13 protein-coding genes are annotated in these 18,845 nt (G+C 69.1%); 6 read left to right on the forward strand and 7 right to left on the reverse strand.

All coding sequences use genetic code 11. The features are described 5' to 3' along the window. The first annotated feature begins 142 nt into the window (after nt 1-142). The 3 genes from HUA74_RS09550 to HUA74_RS45145 all read left to right on the forward strand — a co-directional run bounded on the left by HUA74_RS09550 (nt 143) and on the right by HUA74_RS45145 (nt 6,586). Nucleotides 143-574, forward strand: a complete 432-nt coding sequence (locus HUA74_RS09550; RefSeq protein WP_174454256.1) for a hypothetical protein — start codon at nt 143-145, stop codon at nt 572-574. 72 nt (nt 575-646) lie between these two features. After that, the gene (locus HUA74_RS09555) at nt 647-1,621 is read left to right on the forward strand and encodes a peptidoglycan-binding protein (protein WP_217443380.1); all 975 of its coding nucleotides are present in this window, start codon (nt 647-649) and stop codon (nt 1,619-1,621) included. 48 nt (nt 1,622-1,669) lie between these two features. After that, nucleotides 1,670-6,586, forward strand: a complete 4,917-nt coding sequence (locus HUA74_RS45145) for a hypothetical protein (protein ID WP_217443381.1) — start codon at nt 1,670-1,672, stop codon at nt 6,584-6,586. A gap of 232 nt (nt 6,587-6,818) precedes the next feature. Here HUA74_RS45145 and HUA74_RS09565 read toward each other — a convergent pair whose 3' ends face one another. From HUA74_RS09565 to HUA74_RS09585, 5 genes are all read right to left on the reverse strand, one after another. Further along, nucleotides 6,819-8,891 carry a TonB-dependent siderophore receptor gene (locus tag HUA74_RS09565; RefSeq protein ID WP_174454257.1) on the reverse strand — a complete coding sequence of 691 codons (2,073 nt, stop codon included), beginning with the start codon at nt 8,889-8,891 and terminating at the stop codon, nt 6,819-6,821. 89 nt (nt 8,892-8,980) lie between these two features. Further along, nucleotides 8,981-10,033 carry a PEGA domain-containing protein gene (locus HUA74_RS09570; protein WP_174454258.1) on the reverse strand — a complete coding sequence of 351 codons (1,053 nt, stop codon included), beginning with the start codon at nt 10,031-10,033 and terminating at the stop codon, nt 8,981-8,983. Nucleotides 10,034-10,090: 57 nt separating this feature from the next. After that, nucleotides 10,091-11,233, reverse strand: a complete 1,143-nt coding sequence (locus tag HUA74_RS09575) for a serine/threonine-protein kinase (protein WP_174454259.1) — start codon at nt 11,231-11,233, stop codon at nt 10,091-10,093. Between the two features lie 208 nt (nt 11,234-11,441). Further along, on the reverse strand, nt 11,442-12,236 hold the full coding sequence (locus tag HUA74_RS09580; RefSeq protein WP_174454260.1) for an imm11 family protein: 795 nt from the start codon (nt 12,234-12,236) through the stop codon (nt 11,442-11,444). Between the two features lie 93 nt (nt 12,237-12,329). Further along, on the reverse strand, nt 12,330-13,037 hold the full coding sequence (locus tag HUA74_RS09585; protein ID WP_174454261.1) for a metallophosphoesterase family protein: 708 nt from the start codon (nt 13,035-13,037) through the stop codon (nt 12,330-12,332). Between the two features lie 497 nt (nt 13,038-13,534). Between HUA74_RS09585 and HUA74_RS09590 the strand changes: the two genes are divergently transcribed. The 3 genes from HUA74_RS09590 (at nt 13,535) to HUA74_RS09600 (ending at nt 16,669) form a co-directional block, all read left to right on the forward strand. Beyond that, complete coding sequence (locus HUA74_RS09590) at nt 13,535-14,545, forward strand: SPFH domain-containing protein (protein ID WP_174454262.1); 1,011 nt, start codon at nt 13,535-13,537, stop codon at nt 14,543-14,545. Between the two features lie 25 nt (nt 14,546-14,570). Continuing rightward, on the forward strand, nt 14,571-15,491 hold the full coding sequence (locus HUA74_RS09595) for an NAD+ kinase (protein ID WP_141647105.1): 921 nt from the start codon (nt 14,571-14,573) through the stop codon (nt 15,489-15,491). A gap of 89 nt (nt 15,492-15,580) precedes the next feature. Next, nucleotides 15,581-16,669 carry a 6-phosphofructokinase gene (locus HUA74_RS09600; RefSeq protein WP_141647104.1) on the forward strand — a complete coding sequence of 363 codons (1,089 nt, stop codon included), beginning with the start codon at nt 15,581-15,583 and terminating at the stop codon, nt 16,667-16,669. 39 nt (nt 16,670-16,708) lie between these two features. Here the strand turns inward: HUA74_RS09600 and HUA74_RS09605 are convergent, their stop codons facing one another. Together HUA74_RS09605 and HUA74_RS09610 are read right to left on the reverse strand one after the other, a co-directional pair. After that, nucleotides 16,709-17,275, reverse strand: a complete 567-nt coding sequence (locus tag HUA74_RS09605) for a protease (RefSeq protein ID WP_174454263.1) — start codon at nt 17,273-17,275, stop codon at nt 16,709-16,711. A gap of 121 nt (nt 17,276-17,396) precedes the next feature. Continuing rightward, complete coding sequence (locus HUA74_RS09610; protein WP_174454264.1) at nt 17,397-18,503, reverse strand: M35 family metallo-endopeptidase; 1,107 nt, start codon at nt 18,501-18,503, stop codon at nt 17,397-17,399. Nucleotides 18,504-18,845: the final 342 nt, after the last annotated feature.

Below are 18,845 nucleotides of genomic sequence, written 5' to 3' on the forward strand. Positions count from 1 at the left end.
CGCCACGCGGAGGCCTGTCTTCACCTGCCCCGTCGCGGAGGACTCGTCGCCGGATGAATCCGTCCGAGACGCCTCCGTACCTTGCTTTCCTCTGATGTCCTGGAAATAATCCTGCGTCACTTCACCGGCGTGGGTGTCTCCGTTGTTGCGGATTCGTGAGTCGCAGATCACCACGTTGCGGCTCTCCGCGGAGGATGCGCGGGTCGAGCAGCGGGTCGGGGACCTTCTCGCGGAGCAGGCTCTTGTCGTGCCCGGGCCTGCTCGTGTGGAGCCGACGTGGACGCGGGAGCGGCTGCGGCCCGTGGTTCGCCGGGCGGTGGACCGGGGCATCCTCGCGCTCGAGGACGTGCGGCTCTACGTCAGCCTCGCCGAGTCGCTGGGCGCGGACTTCGAGGAGCAACGCCCTCATGCCTGGATGCGAACCTGGTTGGATGACGCGGGCGTCTCGGACCCTGTCGCGCGCCTTCGCAGGGTGGTGAACGAGCGCCGCCGCCGCGAGGACGTGGTCCTCCAGAACCGACGGAAGGAAGAGGCATTTCGCCTCCTCCATGCTCCGCCTGGGACCGACACCTGACCGGAGTCGCACGGGCATGTCGCCGCCGCCCAGGCCGACCCGACACGCACGCCTGAGCGAGGACCCACTGCCATGCCACTCCCCACGTCCGGGACGGATGCCGCCATTGCCCCCTGTCCACTCGAGTCCAGGAAGGGCCAGGTGGAGGTGGTCGTCGTCGATGACCGGGAGGCGCCGCTGTCGGGCGTGGCGCTCGAGCTGACGCGGCTGACAGGGGATGAAGCCCTGCGCACGCGCACGGATGAGCAGGGCGTCGCGCTGTTCGAGGGGTTGGAGGAAGGCCGCTATCGCCTGCGGTTGCTCGACGTGGAGCCCGCGCTGTGGCGGGTGCTCGGCGCGTTGGAGCTGCCACCTCGCGAGGCGGGGGCCAGCGCGCGATGGGGGCCGGCGTCCCGGCCCAAGGCGCTCACCTGGACGTGCGAGGGGACCGAGTCTCTCACGGTCCTCGCCGCGAGGTGGGGAGTGCGCCCATCGCGCCTCGTGGATGCGCGAACGGGACAAGCGCTCGCGTCCGACGTGGCACCCGCGCCGGGGACTCGCGTCGTGGCGCGGCCCTTCGCCCGGGAGTGGGTCACCGTGGAGACAGGTTACCGGCAGGTGGTGCACCGGATTGGCATTCCCCTGGCCCTGGTGCTGGTGCTGCGCGACGGCGCGCACCAACCCCGCGCGCACCAGCCCTATCTGCTGAAGGTGTGGCTGGATGACGAGGAGGAGCTGCCCGCGCAGGAGGGCGTGACGGATGACGAGGGGCGCGTCGTGCAGGTGCTGCCGGAGCGCGCGGTGAGGGGCGAGGTGACGGTGGCGCCCGGTCGCCCCGATGAGCGCCGCCTGACGCTGCGCTTCGTCGCGCTGCGGTCGACGAGCGCGCCGGAGGGGCTGCGGGAGCGCCTGGAGAACCTGGGGTTCTCCTGCGGAGGCGAGCAGGGGGAGTTGGGGCCCAAGACGCGTCTGGCCGTCGAGTGGTTTCAGTACGCGCTCGGGCTGCCTCCGAGCGGTGACGTGGACGAGGCGACCCGCGCCGCGCTGGGCCTGCTTCACCGTTCGTAATCCAGGGAGCCTTTCGCGATGCGATGCCCGAACTGCCGCGCTGAAGTCATGGACGACGGAGCGGAGGCCGCTCCCCGGTGCGCCGCCTGTGGCACTCCCCTGCCTGTCGTCCCCGCCGAGGGGAATGACAACGACTGGGCCGCCGCCGACGGTGACGATTGGGATGATGTGGACGATGAGGTCCAGCCGGTCGACGACGATGACGACGCGGACCTCCAGCCGCTCGGCGATGATGACGAACTCCCACCCATCGACGTGGAGGCCCAGGCGGTCTCCGATGACGATGAAACCCTCGCTTCGCTCATGGGGGATGAGTACGACAAGGTGCTGGAGAGCCTTGACTCAACGGACTCGCACCGGCTGTCGAACGAGCAGATGCATGCGCAGATGCTCGATGTGTCCTCCTCCGAAGTCGTCATCCCGCCCCTGGAGTCGCCACCCGAAGCGCTGAGGGACGCGCGGTCCGAGGTCCGGAGTGTCCCGCTCGGCGCGGAGACCACCGTGGCTGACGCGCCCGTGCTCGACCGGAGCTTCCCGCTCCGGGTGCTCCTGTGGAACATCGCGGACCTGGGAGGAGGGCCGAGCGGAACCCCCGCGGTCCGCAAGCAGTGGACCATCGACGCCCTGGCGCACGTCATCCGGGCGGCGAACCCGGACCTCGTCACCATCCTGGAGCTGAAGAAGAAGGGGGGCCAGCGTCTGGTTGAGCCCAAGCCACCGGTGCCGCCACCGCCGAATCGCGTGCGCGGCGATTCGTTGACCGCGCTGTGGGAGCGCTTCCCGGTGCCCAAGCGCTATAGAAAGAAGGCCGCCGCGAGCGCCGTCAGGAACGTCGCCCCCCAGGATGCCGAGGATGCCGCTGTCCGGGAGTGGCAATCGGAGTTCGCCAATGACCTGGCGAAAATCTTCGCCACGAGAGTGCGCAGAGCCATCTGGCCGGGCGTCACGGCCGAATCAGCACCTGACCCGGATTGGAGCGAAACGACGCAAGAACTCGATGCCGAGAGGCTCGACGAACTCAATGAGAGCATCGAAACCGCATGGGAGGCTTGCGAGCCCCTGCTCATCGATCGCTTCGGTGGGCCGGATGATGATGATGATGATGATGCCCCTGCCGCGCGGCTCGTCGCGACCGAAATCGATGTGAAGCGCAAGACCCCGAAGCTCATCGCGGAGTTTCACCCGTACTGTGTGCGGTTGCTCGTGGAAGAGGAGTACTACGATTGGCTCCAGCCCTTCGCGCCGCGCTACTCAACCACCGAGAGAGAGGATGCGGAACTCGGAGCTGAGCGGACTGCCCGCGACAAGCTCGCGAAGTTCGCCGTCGAACAGCTCCTCGCGTACTGCGGAGAACTCTTCAAGGGGTTCATCTTCAGCATCGCGAAGGAGGAGGTGCCGCGTTCCAGGAAGCAGGGGCGCGAGTTCGAGTTCGAACAAATCCTGTCTCGTTCAAATACCGAGCATCTCAATCGGCTCTATCAGTCGAAGCTCGCGGCCTATGCCCGGCGCAAGAACGAGACCGAAGACGGGCCGTCGACCCATGCGGGGTTGCGCGAGTTCTTGCGCATCCGTGATGCGCTGAACGCCCAGTGCCGGGCCCGTCATGTGGAGGTCTACGAGTCGTGGCCCCGAGAGGTGCCCGAAGGGGCCGTCAAGGGGCTCTATACGCAGGATGAGGCGTACGGTGTCCTGTGGCGCGCCTCCAAGGTGAGCATCGACCAGGAGGCCGTCTCCTACGTCAGCACCTATCTGGCGCGTGGAGAGAAGGAGGCCGGGAGCCTCTTCAGCAAGCGAGAGCCCCTGCGGATTCCGGTGCGGCTCGCCAAGGTGAAAGCGGCTCCGGAGATAGGCGTCATCGCGTGGCATCCGCCCTCGCCCAAGGCTGACAATGGGCCTGCCCGGGGCAAGGACTTTTCAGCCTTCCTCGAGTACTGCAAGGCCGAGCGCCAGGCCAAGGCCCTGGGCATCGTCCTGTCCGACTTGAACATCGACACCGCGAGGCCCAAAAAAGGCCTCGCGCCCGATGGCACCCCGTACATCGCCGACTGCAAGCCGAAGCTCTCGTTCCACCGGTTCTTCGATACGCTGCTGGGGCCCGGCGCGAATGCCAGTCATCTCTACGCACTGGCCGATGAGCGCTCCACCCTCGCGGTGAGTGATTTCACGGCCTGGGCGTCCGATGCGGACCACGACTTTGGCAGTGGCTCCAAGCAGTCCCTGCGCGCGCTGCTGAACACGGCGGTGAAGGCCCTTCCGTTCAACCCCTCCACGACGGAGCGCGGCGAGCCGGTATCGTTGCTCAACTCCGTCGAGGATGTGTTGGGGCTCATCGAGTCGTTCGCGACTTCGCCCCAGCAACGTTATGGCGCGAGTGGCTATGACAAGATTCTCGTGTACTCGCCGCGCACGGATGGCTGGAGGCTGGAGCAGGCCTCGGTCTTCGTCATCCCGTTCCCGATGGTCCTCGCCACTGACAAGGAGCGAAAGCTCTTTCGCATCCACGGCGAGCTCCTGCCCGAGCACCTGAGACCTTTCTGGCAGCTCATCCAGAGGGAGGATGCGCGGCTGGAGGAGGAGGAGCGCATCTTCGGGCAGCTGCGCGGCGCGGGTGTCACGCTGAAGGGCAGCGACGACGCGCGTTGGGTCGACCTGATGGCGGACGCGAAGAAGATGAGCGACCACATGCCGCTCGTCTCTGATTTGAGGCTGGTCTACGACGGGCGCGAAAAGCTGGTCGTCGAGGAGACCGCCCTGCCCCCCGAGGTCCCGGAGGCGCCCAGGGGCTCCGAGGAGATGCGGAGGCTGGAGGCGTTGTGTCTCGCCTACCAGAAGTCCACGGAGTCCGACGAGGTGGCGGCCAGGGCGCTCGACCAGATTCTGGAGGCGGCGGCCCAGGTCGGTGAGGCCGAGCACGAGCGTTCCGGCAGCCTGGTGGCGGATGCCATGCAAGTGCGTCTGACGCTCGTCGCGCTCCGGGCGGAGGGCTTCGACACGGCGGCCTATTGGGGCAAGCGGCCGACCCTGGAGTCGGATGGAGGGCGCAGGAGCGCCGTCCGGACCATCTCGATGGATGAACACCTGACGTCCCTCCATCAGCGGCGCGAGCCGAACGCAGGGGGAGGTGACTGCCTCTTCCGCTCACTGGCTCAGCTTCTCTTCGGCGACGAGCGGCACCACGGCACGGTGCGCCAGTTGGCGGTCAATCACCTGGACGACCTGCTCGCCGGGCGGGGAGGGGGCGGTGGAGCACGGGTGGGGCCCGTGTCGGTGGAGACGTTCCGGCGGGACATGGGTTTGCTGCTCGACTGGCATCGGGCGGGCTGGCCGAACGAGCCGGCATACCGGCGCGTCAACGGGGTGGATGCCTGGAGTCAGTACCTGCGGGCGATGAGCCGGGACGGTGTGTGGGGAGACCATGTGGTGCTGGCGGCGGTCTCCAACCTGTTCCGCGTGCGTTTCCAGACCTTCGCCAGGACGAGCGCCCGCGCATATTGGAGCGACGAGGTGGACTTCGTGCCCCGTGAGGAGGGGCATGAGGCGGCGCCCCTGCTGCGGCTCGCCAACCTGAGGAACGCGCACTACGAGGCGGTATGCCCGGAGGAGGGGTTGGGGCCCGCGGTGGCGGGGTCGCCCGAGCGGTACGCCGCCCTCGCCGTGCGGCGCCGCCGAGGTGGAGAAGGGGCGCTGAGGGCCCTCGCGCAGTCAGCGGCCACGTCTTCGTCCAGCACGGCTTCGAGCGCGGGGGGCTCCTCGACGGACCCGGCGATGACCGGTCCCGTGTGCCTCTGGCCGAGCACGAACCACTTCAAGCACGACACGCCGACCCGACATCCACGGGGGCTCTTTCTCTTCGGTGAGAACGACGCGTCGAAGAAGAACAAACACTTCCAGAGCAGTACGCAGGCCATCATCCGCATGAACCCGAACGCGCTCGGGGTGCGCACGTGCTGGGTGCCCGGCGTGGGCATGGTCGACACGGACTTCGCCAGGAACCAGCAGGCCATCGACGACGACTGCGCAGAGGCACTCCGGCTCCTGACGCAGGGCCTGTACACGACGCTCGTCGTGCCGTGGAACCTCGCGTCCAACACGCTGGATATCGGCACGGGGGTCGCCAACCTGCCGAAGGGCGCGCCCAGGACGTGGGCTCATTTGCAGAAGAAGGTCCAGGAACTCATCGACTGGGCGAACGCCCAGCTGGGGAAGGTGCGGGTCGTCCCCCGGTTGACCCTGCTCGTGCCGTCGGTGGTGACGCGCAATCAGGAGGACCTCTACGTGCAGGAGGTTTCGGAGGCGATGCAGCGGGCTCCGTCCGTCCTTGAGGACTCCAGCACGAGCGTCGTGGGTGTTCCCAATGTCGTCCCCCTGCGGACGCTGCGCATCTCGGGCGGGACGTCACCGGCGATGGGGCGCTGGTCCGATGCCACCTATGCGCAGAACACGGCGATTCTCGACGAGGACCTGCGGGCGCTGATTGACCGCGTGGAGAGTCGCCAGTTCCGCAGGGTCGTGCTCCCGCGGAACAGCGACGGCGAGATTCTCCTGGGAACAGAGCTGGGCCAACTGGACGTGTACGCGCCGAAGACGTTGGCCTATCTGCGCGGGCGGCTCGAGGGGCTGTGTCAGCGCTGCAAGGAGGTGCAAGTCGCCAGCTCCTCGAGTTCCCTGTCCTCTTCCACCACCGCTGGAGAGGGCGTGGCCCGGGGGCGCGCGCGCACCAAGCGCAGGCGCGACGTGAACCACGACGAAGCCCCTGTCGAAGACGGCACGGCCCCTGTCGAAGACGACGCGGCGCCTGTCGAAGACGACGCGGCTCCTGTCGAAGACGACGCGGCGCCTGTCGAAGACGACGCGGCTCCTGTCGAAGACGACGCGAGTCAAGACGAGCAGGAGAGGGAGTCCGCTCCCGTCGCGAGGCGCCCCCACAAGTTCCCGAGAATGGGACCGAAGAGACCCGATCAATGACGATGAACTGGCGTCGCGATGGTGTGGGCGCCCTCGCGAGTCCGGCCCCTCTCGCGAGGTGTTCATGCCTGTGTTCTCCCGTGAGTTCCCGAGACGCTGACGCCCACCGTTCAACAGGCCAGCGGCTCGGAGTCTGGGGAGCGACATGCCTGACGGCCTCGCGCGGGCTGCTTCCGAGCTCGGGGCGGCGTCCGGGGGCCGGGCCCGCGTGGGACCCGGCTCGGGGGCGTGACTACAGCTCGCTCAGGCCCGGGTCGAACAGGTAGCTGAGCTTGACGAGGAACTCGCGGGAGAACACGGGCAGCGGTGCGTGGCCGCCATTGTACGGCTGGGCGATGCGGAAGTTCGTGCCGAGCAGGTTGTAGACGCCCGCGCCAATCTCCAGCCCCTTCGTGCCCACGTCCTCCGCGCGCACGTAGAGGTTGAGCAAGAGCTGCGTGGGCAGCTCCTCCACCGCCGAGTCGCCGTTGTCGTCGGGCACGTCCACCGCGAAGCGCCGGCCCACGAGCACCGCCGTGGGATTCACGGACAGCCATGGCTGCACCTTGAGACTGCCCGACAGCGAGGCCTTGTGCGTGGGCATGCCGGTGAAGGCGTTGGAGTGCCCGGGCACCTGGTAGTCCGCCACGTCGTTGCGGCCCGACGGCGCGTAGAACGAGTAGTTGAGCGCGACGCGGCCCCAGCTCCCCTTGACGTGGTAGTCCAGCTCGACGCCCCGGCTGCCCAGCCGTCCCAGGTTGCGGTACGCCTCCTCGTTCGTCGCCGCGTCGTACGAGTAGATGATGGGGTCCGACACGCCCACGTCGAAGGCGTTGGCGCTCAGCGCGTGGCCGTCACCGAAGCGCAGCGTGCCCTCCAACTCGTACACCGTGGTGCGCTCGGGCTTCACGTCCGCGCCCAGGCTGATGTTCTCGATGCCCGGCGCGCGGAACGCGCGGCTGAAGAGCGCCTTGGCGCTGAACGGACCGAAGCCGCGCAAGAGCACCAGCCGGGGGACGAACGAGCTGCCGAAGTCGCTGTGGTTCTCATACCGCGCGCCCGCCACCACCGTGACGATGGGGTTCTCCGAGAACGCCTCCACGAAGCCCGCGACGTTGAGGTACGAGACGCTGGTGGCGCCGTCCTCGCCGAAGGCCGTCTGGAGCCCCACGTCCGCGGGACCCCTGAGCTTGCCCTGGTCCGACGCCACGTCCACGCCGCCGGTGAGCTGCAGGACGTCCAGCGCCGCCCAGCGCGCCATCGTCCGGCCGCGCAGCCGCATCACCTGCTTCTCGTAATAGAACTCGGAGGCCTGGTCCGCGTCGCGGAACGGCTCGGAGAGTGTCAGGTTGAGGCGGGGGATGATTTCCACCCGCTCACTCGGACGGAACCGGTTGCTCAGCTCCGCGTGGAAGGACTCGAAGTCGGTGGCCGCGGGGGCGTCCAGCACCTCGTCGAAGGCGATGATGGCCGACGTGGCGAAGCGCTGGTACAGCACGCTCAGTTGGAGGTCCCGGTAGCCCACGCCCGCCTGCACCGTCGTCGGGTTGAGCTTGGTGTTGCCGCCCATCTCCGCCGTGTTGCCGAAGAAGTCCTGGAACAGGGCATCGCTGCGCTGGCCCTGGCCCAGCGACGCGGACGCGAAGACGCTCAGGCCTGGCGCGGACTCGAAGACCTTGCGTCCCGACAGCGTCAGGCTCCGTCGTCCGTTGACCTTCTCCATCTGCCCGTACGTGCCGGACACCATCAAGTCGGTGCTGCCCTGCACGCCCCGGGTGATGACGTTGATGACGGCCAGCTCCGCGTTGCCGCCGTAGATGACCGAGCCGGGGCCGCGTACGACTTCGATGCGCTCAATCAGCTCGATGGGCAGTTCGTTGCCCAACTGCATCGTCGAGTAGAGCTGTTCGTTGAGCTCCTTGCCATCGACGACGAGCAGCACCTTGCCCTCGTAGCCCCACAGCCCTCGGAAGCCCGGGCCGACGGCGCCCTGCACGTCCACGCCGAAGAAGAAGCCCGGCACCTGGAGCAGCAGGTCCATCAAGTCGCGCGCGCCCGAGTTGCGAATCTCCTCCGTCGTCATCGACGTCACCACGGCGGGCGAGTCGCGCAGCTTGGTTATCGCGAACGAGGCCACCTGGCTGTGCACGTCCGACTCTTCGTCGAGCGGCAGCTCCTCTTGTCCCGACGCGGGCGGCGGGGGAGCGACTTCGGCCTCGGTGGTGGGCTCGGAGGTCTCCGGCTCCCACTGGGCGAGGGCGGAGGGCGTGGCGGAGAGCAGCAGCGAGAGCAGGACGGGGCGGGGCCAGCGAGGGCGGAACGGCATGGGGGGCGGACCTCTGGGCAAGGACGGGGCGTGGGCGGCCAGGGCCCGCGTCTGAAAAGGAATGGGAGACAGCGGTGCGCGGCGGGGCTTCAGCGCACCCGGACGGCCGTGCGACGACCCGGCTCGACCTCGACGCTCATGCGACGCTTCACCTCGCCGTTGACGCGGACCTCCACGCGGGCGGGGCCTGCGGGGAGGTTCTGGGCGACGAGCGGGGGAAAGCCATAGGGACGGTTGTTGACCCAGACCTCGCCGTAGAGGGACGGAGAGGTGATGTCGAGCTCACCCCTGCCCGTCGCGGCGCTCTTCGCGACCGCGGCGGTGGCCACGGACGTGGGCGGAGGCTCCACGGCGGCGGCGGGCGCGGCGACGGGGGGAGCGGGCGCTGCGGGCTTCGCGGCGACGGGCGGTGGTGGGGCCAGCTGCTCGCTGAGGTCGCGGTTGATGGAGCGCACACCGTCCTCCTCCAGCTCCACCGTCTCCTCCACCAGCCGGCGGTCGCCCTGTGCGAGCGCCACGCGGTACGTCCCCGCGCGCAGGGGCAGTCGCGCGGGCGTCAGGTCCACGGCTTTCCCATCCACCTGCACCACGAGGCCCGGCGGCGTGGACGTCACCAGCAGAAGACCGCCGCGAGGCTCCTCCAGCACGGTGGTTTCTTCCCTGGGTTGCTGCTGCTGCGCGCGAGCGGCGGCGGCCCTGGAGGCGCGCGAGCGGGCGGTCTGCCGCGTCGGGGGCTCCCGGGTCGCCTTGGCCTGCTCTCCGCGTCCCCGGCTGCGCTCGCGCGACTGGAGGTCGGTGGCGATGCGCAACAGCTCGACCAGGTCTCCGCCGGGCGTCTTGCGCAGGCTCAGCGCCTCGGTGAACTCGCTGACGGCGGTGTCGTAGTCGCGGTCTTCCAGGGCGGCGAGTCCGGCGGCCCGGCGCGCGCGGGCCAGTCCCTCGCTCGCGTCATCCACCGGCGGGGCGGTGACGGGGTCGGGCGGTGGCGGCGCGGTCGTCGCTGACGGAGGCCGGGGCGGCGTGACAGAGGCGGTGGCGGGAATGGCCTCCGTCGCGCGGCGTTTGCGCATCACGACGTACGCCATGGCGTTGACGGCGAGTGTTCCGACGACGATGACGGCAATCCAGGTCTTCTGTTTCATCCGCTTCTCGGTCTCACCGCATGCGCCACGTCAGCCCGGGCACGAAGGCCGTCATTCTCAGGCGACGAAGTACCAGAACAAGGCGCTGGCGCAGGCCGCGGCTCCCGCGGTCAACACGATGGGCCAGGGGAACGGCGGCTCTGCCAGGTCCACGGGGATGGCCAGCGCGGCGTCCGCGACCGGGCCGCGCGTGGTGGGAGAGGTCCGCTCCTCCACGGGAGGTCCAAGCCGCACGCTGGGGTTCGGCGTGCGCTCCAATGGCACGCCGCCGCTGGACATGCCGCTGGTGGATGACGAGCCGAACGCGGACAGCGCGGTGTTGTGGTGGCCCGTCTTGTCGGCGGGGAACAGCGACGTCACCAGCGTGGCCAGCTCGCGCCCGCCCGACGTCCAGTTCTGCGCGGCGCGGAAGCGCTCCAGGTCCATGGCCAGCTCCCGGGCGCTCTGGTATCGCGCGTCGGGTTCCTTCTCGAGCAGGCGCAGGATGATGCGCTCCAGCTCCGGCATGAAACCCGGTGACACCTGTGAAGGCGGTGTCACCTGCACCTGGGTGGCGGCGATGATGGTCTGCTCCACGGTCTCGCGCTTGAACAGCCGGCGTCCGGTGGACGCTTCGTAGAGGACGATGCCCAGGGAGTAGAGGTCCGAGCGGTGGTCCAACTCCCGGTTGGTGATTTGCTCCGGGGACATGTACGCGTACTTGCCCTTCACCACGCCCACGCTGGTGCGCTCGACGTTCACCGCGCTCTTCACGATGCCGAAGTCGGCCAGCTTGACGATGCCGTCGCGCGACACCAGCACGTTGCCCGGCGTGACGTCGCGGTGCACCAGCTTCAGGGGCGTGCCGTCCGGCAGCGTCTTCGAGTGCGCATACGCCAGCGCGTCCGCCACGGCGATGCCCACGTCCACCGCCACCCGCTGGCCCAGCGGGAAGTGCGACTTCCACGCGTGCCGCAGCACCCGGTCCAACGCCTGGCCCTGAATCCACTCCATGGCCAGGTAGTACTGGCCATCAATCTTCCCGAAGTCGAAGACCTGCACGATGTTCGGATGGGTCAGCAGCGCGGCGACCTTCGCCTCGTCCGCGAACATCCGGCTGAACGCCTCCAGGTTCGCGTACTCCGGCAGCACCCGCTTGATGACGCACGGCTTGGAGAAGCCGTCCGGCCCGTCGATGGAGGCCAGGAAGATGTGCGCCATCCCACCCGCCGCGAGCCGTTGCAGAATTCTGTATTTCCCGAAGTAAACGTCCTCTGCGGGAACCGGCACTGGCGCGTCGAGCCTGTCCAACTTTCGCCTCAGGAATTAGCTGTAAGGCGAGAAAGATACAGTTGGTTTACCTACCCCACAAGTTCACGACCCCTCGGTGTCAAGCACTTTGGGCATCAAACTCTGGAAGTCGGGTGGGTCAGCCCCGGCGCGGCTTGCTCCGGGACTTGCGGCGGCGTTTGCGGGGGGCGGCTGGAGGGGTGACTTCGGCGAAGCGGACGCCGGAGACGCCGGCGTGCTCCAGGGCCTCCTTGATTCCCTCGGAGACGATGAGGCTGACGGGCCAGCCCCACGTGCGCAGCACCCGGGCGCCCTCGGTCTTCACGGGGTCGATGCGCAGGCCGCGAACGGTGCGGTAGTGACCCACGCGCTCGGGGGGGCCGTCCTCGGCGGTGTAGTGGGAGACCTCCGCGCAGGCGGTCTCGTCCAGGCAGCGGACCAGGCGGGTGGCGACGAGGATGAAGAACGACTCCGGCTCGCGCTCGACTTCCACGGGGATGAGCTGCACGTCGTCGGGGGCGAGCTCCCTGAAGATGGCGGCCACGGAGGCGTGGACGACGGGGGTGAGGCCCGCGCCCGCCAGGGAGAAGTCGAGGGGGCGGCCGGGGGGCTCGGCGGTCAGCTTCAGCCGGCCCCGGTGCGGCACGGCGGCGCCGGAGGTGAAGAACCAGACGGAGTTCATCTTCCGCCCGTCCAGGGACACCGGGTCGCTCAGCTCGCGCCGGTCCGGGGGGCGGAAGTCGTCGTGCAGGTCGAAGTAGCGGGCCGCGCGGTCCGGAGCTTGCGAGGCGCGGCGGGCGGCGGGTGCTCGGCGGGCGCGGTCCGGAGCCTCCTCGGAAGGTACCTCGCCGCCGCGTGGAGACCCTTCGTCGGAGCTCGGACCCGGGATGCTCCGCGCGAGAAGCCGGAGCGCTTGGGTGAGCCGCCTGAACATCCGGCGATGTTACTTCGCCCGTCCCGGGTGGGAGCGAGCGGAACGTGAGGGGGCCCGGCCCGTCGCCCCCTCCGCGTCCGGCCGGCCTGTGCACTACCAGGTGGTGTGCAGCGCGTACTGGCCGGCGCGGGTGTCCAGGCTGAGGAAGGAGAACTGGCCCTCCGAGCAGGTTCCGCTGTTGAGAAACAGCCGGCTGCCGTGCTCCACGCGCATGCCCAGGTGGGTGTGCCCGGTGACGACGATGTCCGCGGCGCTGTCGCTGGCGCGAGCCAGGGCCCACTGCTGGAAGGTGCAGCGCGCCGGGTCCGGCACCGCGTGCATCAGGCGCGCGTCCATGGCCTGGAACATGCGGAACATCGCGCGCAGGTGCATGCGCCGCAGCCACGCGCCCGTCCACACCGCGGCCTCCGAGAACCAGCGCGCCTTGCGGATGACCCAGTCGTGGTGGTGCCCATGGGTGAACAACATCCTGACGCCGTCGGCCTCGAGCACCAGCTGCTCGGGCGCGCCGAGCACCGCGCCGGCCACCAGGTCATGGTTGCCGTGGATGTAGTGGTACCTCGGCTCGGCGAAGCGGCGCACCAGCTCCGGATGGGCGGCGCGCGCGGCGGCCAGCTCGGCCGCATGGTGGCCAGGAGCCCGGGACGTGAGCGTCTCGAAGATGTCGCCCAGCAGGACGATGCGCTCGAAGTTGCCTTCCAGCACGCGCAGGAAGCGGGCGAAGGCGGAGTCCTCGTGGCCGAAATGGTCCGCCACGTCGCGCCTGCCCAGGTGGAGGTCCGAAATCACCGCGATGTGCATGGCATGTCCCCTCCCGTGGATTTGCAAGGGCGGGGCCGGGGGCGGCGGGCCGCGAGCGGCATGATTCGCCCGAGCGGGTGTGTCGCGTGGCTTCCCAGCCTGGGGCGTCGAGTCGTCCCTTGGTGTCGAGGCATGCTGCTCCTGGCGATTTCACCGCCGACTTCGTCCCGAAGGAACCGGACCAGGGCTTCCCCGCAACCCTGCGCACGCGCGCCCCATTCGTCCACGACTGAAGACCTTCTTTTGTCGCCCCCGGATTTTCAGCGGCTCGGGAATCGACCCTGACGCGGTGATGACGTGCCGGGCCGGGAGTGGGGTGGCCGAGCAGCGCATCCTCGCCCTGGACCCCTGTCGAGGCGACGCACGGCCTCCCGCTTCGCGGTGACGGGCGCCGACCGCGCGTGGGCCGGTGGACCGCTCCGTCGCTTTGATTTGATTTTGTGTTAATTGGACACTAAGTATGTGTCGAAGGTACACGAAGCAGCGAGGGCGGGCGCATGGTCATCGGGTACATGAAGGCGGCACCGACGTCGTATGTGATGCAGTTCGAGGGGGGACAGGTGGTGCGAGAGGGGGCGGGGCTCTCGTTCTTCTACTGGAAGCCGTCCGCGACGCTGGTGAGCGTGCCGCTGTCGAGCGTGGACGTGCCCTTCGCGTTCAACGAAATCACGCGGGACTTCCAGGCGGTGACGCTGCAGGGGCAGCTCACGTACCGGGTGGCGGACGCGCGCAAGCTGTCGTCGCTCCTGGACTACTCGCTGGGGCCGTCGGGGCGGTATCGCTCGGAGGACCCGGAGAAGTTGCCGGAGCGGCTGGTGCAGGTGGCGCAGGTGCGGGCGCGCACGGTGGTGCAGGGGATGGCGCTGCGCGAGGTGCTGGTGGGGGCGCAGACGATTGAAGCCCAGGTGCTGGCGTCGCTTTCGGCGGCGGAGCCCATCCGGGCGCTGGGGGTGGAGGTGATGGCGTTCTCGCTCCTGTCCGCGAAGCCGACGCCGGAGATGGCGCGGGCGCTGGAGGCCGATGCGCGCGAGGGCCTGCAGCGCCAGGCGGACGAGGCCATCTACGCGCGGCGCAACGCGGCGGTGGAGCAGGAGCGCCGCATCAAGGAAAGCGAGCTGGCGACGGAGCTGGCCGTGCAGGAGCGGCAGCGGCAGATTCGCGAGGCGAAGATGGCGGGGGACATCGCGGTGGAGGAGCAGCGCTCGGCGCTGATGGAGCGCTGGGCGCAGAACGAGAAGCAGGCCGCCGACGCGCGGGCCTACGCGCTGGAGAAGACGCTGGCGCCGGTGCGCGGGGTGGACTGGAAGACGTTGATGGCCACGTCCGCGAGCGGCGGGGACCCTGCGCTGAACATCGCGCTCGCCTTCCGGGAGATGGCGGAGAACGCGCACCGCATCGGCGAGCTGAACGTGTCTCCGGACCTCTTGAACTCGCTGATGAACGCGGGTGCGAAGCCGCCGAGGGACACCCCTCGGAATGCCACGCAGGGGCCTGCCCGCGAGCGCTGAGTCACCACGAGGGGAGGGCCGGGCCATGTTCGAGAAAATCCTGCTCGTCACCCGCCGCACACGGCTGGCGGGGCTGGTGGAGCGCTTCAACACGAAGAAGCAGGCGAAGTTCTACGTGGAGCACGCCGGGCAGGACTTCGAGGAGTTCGAGCGCGAGGACGAAGCCTACGTGCGCGCGGTGGACCGGCTCCGCGACTCGCTGGACGTGGGGCTTCCCGTGCAGCACGTGGACCGGGGCCTGGTGCCCACCTTCCTCTTCAGCGGGAAGGAAATCGTGGTGGTCGCCGGGCAGGACGGGCTGGTGGCGAACGTGGCCAAGTACGTGGGGGAGCAGCCGCTGGTGGGCGTGAATCCGGACCCGGAGCGCTTCGACGGCGTGCTCCTGCCCTACGAAGTCGCGGGGGCGCGTGGCGCGGTGCGCAAGGTGCTCGAGGGCAAGGCCCGGCTGCGCGGCGTCACGCTGGCGGAGGCCCGGCTGGAGGATGGGCAGCGGCTGTTGGCCTTCAATGACTTGTTCATCGGCGCCCGGACGCACGTGTCGGCGCGCTACAGGTTGAGCCATGGCGGACAGGAGGAGTCGCAGTCGTCCAGTGGCGTGCTGGTGTCCACGGGGGCGGGCTCCAGCGGGTGGCTGTCCTCAATCTTCACCCTGGCCCGGAGCCTCACCGCGCAGACGGGCGGCGTGCCGGGCGCGCCGTGGCGGCTGGGGTGGGAGGAGCCCCGGCTGGCCTTCGTGGTGCGCGAGCCCTTCGTGAGTCGTCACTCGGGCGCGGAGGTGGTGGGCGGCTTCGTGACGGAGGAGCAGGAGCTGGTGCTGGAGTCGAGGATGCCGTCGGGGGGCGTCATCTTCAGTGACGGGATGGAAGAGGACTTCCTGGTTTTCGGCGCGGGGGCGCGGGCGCACATCCGTCCGGCGCGGCAGCGCGCGCGGCTGGTGGTGGGCTGAGCTTCACGGGGGCCGTGTTCCTCGCGCTATGGTGAGGCCTCACGGACGCTCGCGGCGTCCCGCGCTGGAACACGCACGAGGAGAGGCTCATGGCCAGGACACTCGCGGTGATGACGTCTGGCGGGGATTCGCCGGGGATGAACACGGCGCTGCGCGCCCTGGTGCGCGTGGCGGCGGTGCGCGGCGTGCGCGTGCTGGGCGTGGAGTTCGGCTACGAGGGGTTGATGGAGGGCCGCTTCCGAGAGCTGACCCGGCCCGACGGCGAGGGTGGCCCGCTGGTGCCGGAGCCGGAGCTGGATGCGAGCGGCCAGTTGGGCGGGACCATCCTGGGCAGCGCCCGCAGCCAGCGCTTCATGACGCCGGAGGGACGCGCGGACGCGGCTCGGAGGCTGGAGGATTTGTCGGGCCTCGTCGTCATCGGCGGCAACGGCAGCCTCACCGGCGCGCACCTGCTGGCGCGCGAGTGCAAGACGCCCATCGTCGGAATCCCCGCCTCCATCGACAACGACATCGGCTGCAGCGCGTCCGCCATCGGCGTGGACACCGCGCTCAACACGATTGTGGAGGCGTGCGACCGCATCTCCGACACCGCGCGCGCCCACCGTCGGGCCTTCATCGTCGAGGTGATGGGCAGGCACTGCGGCTACCTGGCGATGGCGGCGGCCGTCTCCGCGGGCGCCGACGCGGTGCTGTTCCGGGAGCAGGGCAGGGGCGAGGCGGACATCCTCCAGGCGCTGGAGGACCTGGTGCGGCGCAACCTCGCGGAGGGGCGCACCAAGCGCCGGGTGCTCGTGCTGAAGGCGGAGGGCGTGGAGCTGCCCACGCCGCTGCTCGTCTCGCGGCTCCAGGAGCGCTTGAAGGACCTGAAGGGCGTGGAGGCGCGCGGCATGGTGCTGGGCCACCTGGTGCGCGGCGGCAGTCCCACCCACCATGACCGGATGATTGCGGGCCGGCTCGCGTTCGCCGCCGTGGAGGCCGCGCTGGAGGGCGCCACTGACTTGATGGTGGGCTGGCAGTCCACGGTGCCCGGCGGCCAGACGACGCCGGACCCGTACGTGAAGCGCTATCCGCTGGAGCAGGTGCTGGCGGAGACGGCGGCGCTGCTGGATGGCAGCAGCCCCGTCACCCAGCGGCGCGTGCGGATGATGGAGTCCGTGCAGGGCGTGCTCGCGCTGTAGCCCGCGCGCGAGCGCCCCGTCGCGCCTCCACCTCGCGACCTACGTGACAGTCACGACGACCTCGGGGCACTTCAGCGCCACGTCGTGGTATTCGCCCGCGAGGGCGGGGACCTTCGCCTGGTCGGAGGTGACGTCCATCAGCGGTCCCCGGAAGGTGATGCGGTAGGTGCCCGGCTCCTGGAGCCCGTATGCGAGCGCCGCGTCCACCGTGCCCTCCACCGACTCCCCGGGGGCGATGGTCGCGTAGGAGGACGCATCCGGTGGCCCGCGCTTCATCATCGGACCTCCGTAGGAGAACTCCGCCGCCGAGTCCGCGCGTGTCACCGTGAAGATGTCGTTGCGGATGCCTTCCAGTGGCGTGTGCCACTTGAGCACGTACAGGGGCTCTTTCGTGGGGTTGGTGAGCTTGAACACCAGCTCCACCGGCTCACCCGCCTTCACCTGCGCGGGGCCGCTCAGCGAGCACTCCAGCGTCTTCGCCACGGCTGCCTCCTCCTGTTGCCGCGCGTCCGCTGGCGGCGCTGTCTCTTCCTTGCGCGACGCACAGCCCGCCCCGGTGATGGCCAGGGTCAGCAGCGCGATGCGGCCCACATGTCCACGCGTCATGGTTTGCTCCGCCCTCGGAAGACGGCGTGGGGCACAAGGCCTCGCGCCGCCCGGAAAACAAAACGGGGGCGCCCGGCCGCGCCCCCGCTTCGCGTCACATCATGTCACTGGAGGCCCGTCACTACTGCGCGGGCGTGTTCTCCGCGAAGTACTCGTGGCTGTCCGCGTTGTCGCGCGCGTTCGTCGGGCTGGAGTTCGCCAGGTTCTTGCAGGCGCTCTGTCCGTAGGCGTGGTCGTCCGTGTCCGCCACCACGGTGAAGTGGCTGATTTCGTGAATCAGCGTGCCGGCCTTGGAGTCCGTGCCCGTCGCGGGCGCGGGCCAGAAGGCGTTGCACACGTAGATGCGGTAGGGACGGTTCTTGTAGACGTACGCGTAGGCGCTGTCCGTGCAGCCACAATCGACGATGACCGACTGGTTGTTGAAGCCGCTCAGGATGGCGTTGAAGTGGTTCTGGACGATGGTCTTGTTGGCCGCGCTGTACGTCCCGAACCACGTGGTGTACCGGAGGTACGGCGGCACTCCATTGACGAGGTAGTTGATGGAGTTCGTGGACATCGTCTTCGCGTTGGCGAACGCCGTCGTCACCTGGGTCGTCCGCGCGGCCGTGCAGTTCGCGGTGGACAGCGCCATGGAGGAGACGGTGCCGTCCTGGTCGGCGCCCAGGTCGACGAAGGGGCGGCCCTCGACGAAGAGGTTCAGGCTGTCCGAGCGCAGCTGGGAGATGCCCTCGTGGCCCACGGTGGAGTCGTGCGCGTCCGAGTCGTAGCGCAGGCTGTAGTTGCCCGTGCGCGAGAAGTCATACGTCTCGCCCAGGTCCACCGTGTACGAGACGCTCTCGCCCGCGGCCATGCGCAGGAAGTCGCTCTCCACCGGCGTGGCCCACTTGTAGTGCCGGCCCTGGTACTCCACCGCCGCGCCGTCCACGGTGATGGCGAACAGGTCCTCCTTCAGCCCCTCCGTGGGCGTGTGCCACTTGAGCAGGCGCACCGTGTCCTTCGACACGTTGGTGAGCGTCACCGTCACGCTCACGCCCTCACGCGCGGCCAGCGACTGGCGCGGCGTGGACAACTTCACGGCGACATCTCCGGCGACCGCGTCTCGCGCCGTCTCGCCCTCGACGGGAACCTCTCCCGCCCGCTCCTCTGGCGAACCACAGGCACCCAGCAGCGAGACACTGACAACTGCACCCATCCACCAATTGAGGCGACCACCTGAGCTGAAGCTCATGTCGGACTTCCTTTCGGGGAATGCTTGGGAGTGACTTCGCGGAGTGCGCGGCGGCCCTCATTCAGAGAATGCGGTCCTGTCGCGGTATTCTGCTTATATCTCTTCCCAAGGAATCCCGTCCAGGCCCCGACACGTGGGCGTGGTTAGGGGCGCGCGTACGACACGAGCAGCGCCACCATGCACGCGGCGTAGCCGAGGACGACGGGGCCGAGCGCGAAGAGGACCGTGTCGTAGAAGCTTTCGGGTTGGGTGTTCATGGCCGTGTTCCTTGCGTCGTGCCGCGCGGTCATCGCGTGGCATCCGGACACAAGAGCAAGGCATGGGCCACGGGCTTTACGCGGG

The sequence above is a fragment of the Myxococcus sp. CA051A genome (genome assembly GCF_013336705.1).
GTDB lineage: Bacteria > Myxococcota > Myxococcia > Myxococcales > Myxococcaceae > Myxococcus > Myxococcus llanfairpwllgwyngyllgogerychwyrndrobwllllantysiliogogogochensis.